Genomic DNA, 5341 nt, shown 5'->3' with positions numbered 1-5341 from the left:
CCCCACCGTGGTCTCCGCCCCCTGCGGCCCGGTCCCTGCGCACCCCGAACGGCGCAAACCGCCACCAGGAGCAGGCTCCGCACGCCCAGAGTCGGTCCCGGCAACCGAAACGCTCACAACGCAACCGGGGGCGACCTCCGCACGTCCGGAAACGGCCTCATCGCTTCCCCAGACGGTCACAGCACGTGCCGAAGGGGCCCCCGCAAACGCGGCCTCCGCGCGTCCGGGAACGGTTCTCGCATCTCCGGAGTCGGCGTTCGCGTGTGCCGAAAGGCTCTCATCGCATCCCGGAGTGGACCCTGCGCGTCCGAGACCGGTCTCCGTGCGTCCGGAAATGGTCACCACGCGTGCTGCTGCAAGAGGTCCGGCAAATCCAGGAGCAGTCCATGAGCATCCAGTCCCGGTCTCCGCGCGTCCAGGAGCGACCTCCGCGCTTCCGGAGACAGTCATCGGACGCGCTGCCGAAGGGGTCCCCTCGGATCCAGGTGCGGTCGCTGGTCGTCCGGAGATGAGTTCCGCGTATCCCGGACCCGTCCCAACACGTTCCGGAAGGGGCACCGCGCATGGCGTGGCGGCTTTCCCGCAGCCTACGGCGGTCCCCACAGTGGCTTCTGCGGATCCCACGGTCGCTTTTCGACGACCTCAGGAGGTCCCTGCGGGTGCCGCAGTGGTTCCCGCCCGGCCGGCGGCGGTTCCCGCGCATCCCACCGATGCGCCGGCGCGTACCATAAGGGTCTCGGCAAGCCCCGGGGCAGTCTCTGCGCGTCCGGACGCGACCCGCATTGCCGGCCACTCCGCAGCGAGCTCAGCAGCGCCTCCACGTGCGGCTACTTCGACCACTGCCTCTTCGTCCACGCCGCTTGCACCCGGCGCCCCGACACTCGGAGCCCCTGCACCCGGAGCCCCTGCACCGGGAGTATTTGCACCTGGTGCACCTCGCACCTCTGTACCCGAGGCCTTTACGGCCGTGACCCCAGCTCCCACTGGCCCTGCACGCGTTTCCCCTGAACTGGTGGAAGCCGTCCGTGTACGCCTCGCTCGGACCGGCGTGGAGCCCAGCGCAGCACAGGTGGCCGTTGCCCTCAGAGCCGAGAAGGCCGTCTACGGCGACGCGGAGATCCTGGCGGTGGCCCGGGCCCTCTGCGCCGACCTCATCGGCGCCGGCCCTCTCGAACCCCTGCTCGCCCAACCCGACGTGACCGACGTCCTGGTCAACGGCCCCCGTGAGGTGTGGGTGGACGACGGCGCCGGCCTGCGCCGCACGCCGGTCACCTTCGCCGACGACGGAGTCGTACGCAGATTGGCCCAACGCCTGGCCACCGCAGCCGGCAGGCGACTCGATGACGCTTCACCTTACGTCGACGCCCGCCTGCCAGGAGGAGTCCGCCTCCATGCGGTGCTGCCGCCAGTCGCCTCCGGCGGCACCTGCATCTCCCTCCGCCTGCCGCCAAGACGTACGTTCACCCTGACCGACCTCCTCTCGGCGGGCACCATCGCCCCGCCGGCGATCCCCGTACTCACCGCCATGGTCACCGCCAGGCTCGCCTTCCTCGTGACGGGCGGCACCGGCACCGGCAAAACAACCCTTCTGTCCGCCCTGCTCTCCCTCGCCGACCCGGGCGAACGTCTCCTGCTGGTGGAGGACTCCGCCGAGCTCCGTCCACTCCACCCACACGTCGTACGCCTCGAGACCCGTCCGGCCAACCTGGAGGGGGCAGGAGGAGTGGGCCTGCGCGACCTCGTACGGCAGGCGCTCAGAATGCGCCCCGACCGCCTGGTGGTCGGTGAAGTACGCGGAGCCGAGGTGGTCGACCTCCTAGCCGCCCTGAACACCGGCCACGAAGGCGGCTGCGGCACCTTGCACGCCAACACCGCAGCCGACGTACCACCTCGCCTGGAGGCACTGGGCTGCGCGGCCGGGCTGAGCAGAGAGGCCGTCCACAGCCAGCTCGCCGCCGCCCTCGACGCCGTCATCCACCTCACCCGGAGTCGCCCTGACGGGCGAAGACGCATCGCCGAGATCTGCCTGCTCCACCGGACGCCATCCGGCTTCGTGGAGGCGGTTCCCGCCCTCACGTTCGACACCGCAGGCCGCACCCGCCCCGGTCCCGGCTACGAAGCCCTAACCCGGCGAGCCCTCCTGACACCACCGCACGGATCAGATCGTCTGTGAACGACCGTTGATCCACGCGAAAACCGCCAAGGAGCAGCGTTGATCATCGCTCGGACAGTCACGTCTGAAGAGGACCTCCAATTGGGGTGGCTCTACCAGAAGGCACTCACCACGATGAAAGATGCGCCGCAGGACAGCGGGCACCGCTTCGCCAGCCCTGGCACCGTGACGGACCCCGGAGCGCTCGCCGTGCCGCACCAAGGCCAGCCCCAAGCAGCTGTCCTCGACGCCAACATTGATCACCGCCATTGAAAGAACGCTGGTCAGCGTGCGGACGTTGGGGAGGACTCCAGATTGGCGTCGGACATCGCCATGGGCCCTGGTGGGCATCCGGACACCGCCATGGCAGGAACGGTCAGCGTCCGGACGCTATGGCGGGAGAGGAGCTTGATCGGAGTTCGGACACCGTCATGGCAGCGACGCTGTCCAGCGTGCGGACGCCATCGCGGGAAGGCCCTGATCAGGGATTCCCGCACCGCAATGGAGAAACCAGCGTGCGATACCGCCAGGGACCAAACGCTGATCAGCCCCCAGCAACGTCATCGAAGGAACGCGATCGATCATGACCAGCGCACTGGTAGCCGCGTTGTCCACAGGTCTTGCCGTCTGGCTGTGGACAGGCCCCGACGTGGCCACGACCCGCTTGAGCCGCCTCCTGCGACCGTTCACAACACGCCCCGACCCCTACCGGCGCTCGCTGAGCAGCATGCTCACCCGCTCCAGCCCCGGCCGCCGCGCGGACGCCTGGCGACGCGCGTCGATCGAGCTGTGCCAATCCCTCTCGGCGGAGTTGTCCGCAGGCCGTACACCGAGCGAGGCCCTCACCAGGGCCGTCACCGCAGTGGACTTCCCCGACCCCGACGCCATGCGCCAGGTCATCGCCGCAGCCAGAGACGGCGGCGACGTCCCGGCCGCGCTCCTCTCCTCGGCGCCATCCCAGGGTGGGGAGGGCCTGCGCCGGCTGGCCACGTGCTGGGAGGTCGGCACTACGGTGGGCGCCGGTATGGCCGCACTGGTCGACCGCGTGGCGCAGACCGAACGCGCCGCCCAAGCTCACCGCCAGGACGTCGCGGCCCAACTGGCAGGCCCTCGCACCACAGCCCGCATGCTCGCCTTCCTCCCGGCACTCGGACTCCTCATGGCCGGAGCCCTGAACATGCGTCCCCTCGACTTCCTGCTCGGGAGCCTCCCAGGGCTCATGTGCCTGTTCGCAGGGGTTGCCCTCGACGCCTGCGGCCTCTGGTGGACCAACCGGATGGCCACCAAAGCCCAGACCTGAGCGGCTACCTGATCCCGCCCAGGCTTTCCCAACGGCCCACCTCCCAAGGGCCGTTCCTTCCGGACCTTGGCCGGAGACCCTGCTTGCGCGGCCGCCTAGACCACTCAGATGGTGCCGTTTCGGTGCCCATCGTCCGATGGCTTGATTTCGGCCGTGGGCGGTGCCTGCTCCGTTGGCCCGATCGCCGAAAGGGTGTCTGCTCTCCCGGCGGGTCACTCGGAAGCGGGGGTTCAAGGCTGGTCGCGAGGAGCTGGATCCTCCCGCCGTCTCCGCCCTCCTCTCGCATCCGCCCTCCGGCAGCAAACCGTCATCCCGCGCTCGCAACACCCTCATAGATTCGGATCCTCCATGCTCCAGATCCTCCTGTCCGTGCTGTGCGCCAGCGCAGCCGCCTGGCTCTGGCTGTCACCCAGGACACCGGCGGAACGCCTGGCCCGGCTGTGTTCGGCCACTCCTGCGTATGCGCGGCATCGCGCCAGCCTGGAAGAACCGCAAGGCGTTCCTGCCGCAGAGGACGAGCCGCAGCAGCCGGCGTGGCTGCAATCCGCTGACACACACCCACACCGCTTGACTCGCAAAACGGTGTTCACCGCCGGAGCCGCCGGTCTTCTGTCGGCACTCCTCATCGGCGGTTACGCGGGAGCCGTAGTCGGACTGCTCATCACCCCGGCGGTCGCGGCGTTCCTTCACCGGCAGGAACCGGACCACGTCCGGCAAGAGCGCCGGCGCATCACCGCGGACCTCCCGTTCGCCGCTGACCTGATGACCGCCTGCCTCCTCGCGGGACGACCGGTGAGCGCCGCCACCGAGATCGCCGCGAATGCGGTCGGCGGCCCCCTCGGCCGCCGCCTCACCTGGGTGAGCAGCCAGCTACGTCTGGGCGCCGACCCCGAACCAACCTGGGCCGCCCTCGCTAAGGACCCAGCCACCGGACAGCTCGCCCGAGCCATGAGCCGAGCGGCTCAGAGCGGTGCCCCTGTGGCGGACGTACTGACCCGGCTGGCGGACGACGCCCGTGAGGCCGCCAGGGCAGCAGCCGTCGCCGCGGCGCGAAGCGTCGGCGTGAAGGCCGTTGCTCCGTTGGGCCTGTGCTTTCTGCCGGCCTTCGTCCTGCTCGGCATCATCCCGGTCATAGCCGGCTTGGCCTCCACCATCGTCCTCCCGTAGACCGCTCCGCGAGCCACCCCTGAACGCAACAACCTGCGACGCATTCCGATACGCGGCAGGCAGTGATCGTCGGAACCGACACCACCGCTGCGAGCACGGCAACCACCGCTGCAAGAAGTCGCCCTTCGCTCCGAGCAGCTGACCGGCGGATGTCCCTCAACCCTTCAGGAAGCGATTGACGGGTAGCCGCGATCTTTCGACGGTCGTCGCCCTTCAGGCGCTTGCGCCCTCGACTGTCTGGCACTGGTCAACAGGCGTCCCTCGCCCTGCCGTCATCGTTCGGAGAGTCAGGGCCGCGGTGTCGGCGGTGCGACGAGGTCAGAACTTCGCGCCGACGGTCGTCCTTCACGACCTCGCGAGCTCCGCGTCCTTCGCGGCCTTCGCGACCCCGCGTCCTTGGCGACCCCGCGACCTCGCGACCGAGGCCGATCGCCGCCCTTGGAGGACAGCCGCTGGCCGACCGTTGCTCCATGGCAACAGCGCCCGCCAGTCGCCGTGCTGAGAAGCGTCGGCAGCTCGCTGTCCTGTCCGGCGCTGGCGCGCCATATGCCGCCAGAGGCCAGGGTCTGTCCACAGGCCCGCCACATGTCACCGACAGCGGACCCCGGCCCTGCCGACGGATTTCCAAGCTTCATCCACAGCACGCGACCCCGCCCAGCCGAGTTATCCACAGAACGGCGCTCGGGTCAGCGCCCGCCACCCCGCTTCGGCGACCCTGGACT

At 69.6% G+C, this 5341-nt stretch carries 4 protein-coding genes; all 4 read left to right on the top strand.

The annotated features are described in order from the left end of the window. Positions 1–1009: 1009 nt before the first annotated feature. Positions 1010–2173 carry a TadA family conjugal transfer-associated ATPase gene (locus tag C1J01_RS45895; protein WP_235855117.1) on the top strand — a complete coding sequence of 388 codons (1164 nt, stop codon included), beginning with the start codon at positions 1010–1012 and terminating at the stop codon, positions 2171–2173. 39 nt (positions 2174–2212) lie between these two features. Then, positions 2213–2425: a hypothetical protein gene (locus tag C1J01_RS45890; RefSeq protein WP_111185289.1), complete on the top strand. Its 213-nt coding sequence runs from the start codon at positions 2213–2215 to the stop codon at positions 2423–2425. A 310-nt stretch (positions 2426–2735) separates the two neighbouring features. Next, a complete protein-coding gene (locus tag C1J01_RS45885) occupies positions 2736–3452 on the top strand; it encodes a type II secretion system F family protein (RefSeq protein WP_111185288.1) in 717 nt (238 codons plus the stop codon). A gap of 348 nt (positions 3453–3800) precedes the next feature. Beyond that, on the top strand, positions 3801–4619 hold the full coding sequence (locus C1J01_RS45880) for a type II secretion system F family protein (protein ID WP_111185287.1): 819 nt from the start codon (positions 3801–3803) through the stop codon (positions 4617–4619). The last annotated feature ends 722 nt before the right edge of the window (positions 4620–5341 follow it).

The organism is Nonomuraea aridisoli, from assembly GCF_003236395.1.
Taxonomy (GTDB): Bacteria; Actinomycetota; Actinomycetes; order Streptosporangiales; family Streptosporangiaceae; genus Nonomuraea; species Nonomuraea aridisoli.
Note: the sequence above shows the minus strand (reverse complement) of the source record. Positions and strands in the feature narration are given on the sequence as shown.

What these genes read in the sequence shown, in the direction of transcription:
- C1J01_RS45880 (WP_111185287.1), top strand. Translation starts at nt 3,801, where the DNA reads ATGCTCCAGATCCTCCTGTCCGTGCTGTGCGCCAGCGCAGCCGCCTGG.
- C1J01_RS45885 (WP_111185288.1), top strand. Translation starts at nt 2,736, where the DNA reads ATGACCAGCGCACTGGTAGCCGCGTTGTCCACAGGTCTTGCCGTCTGG.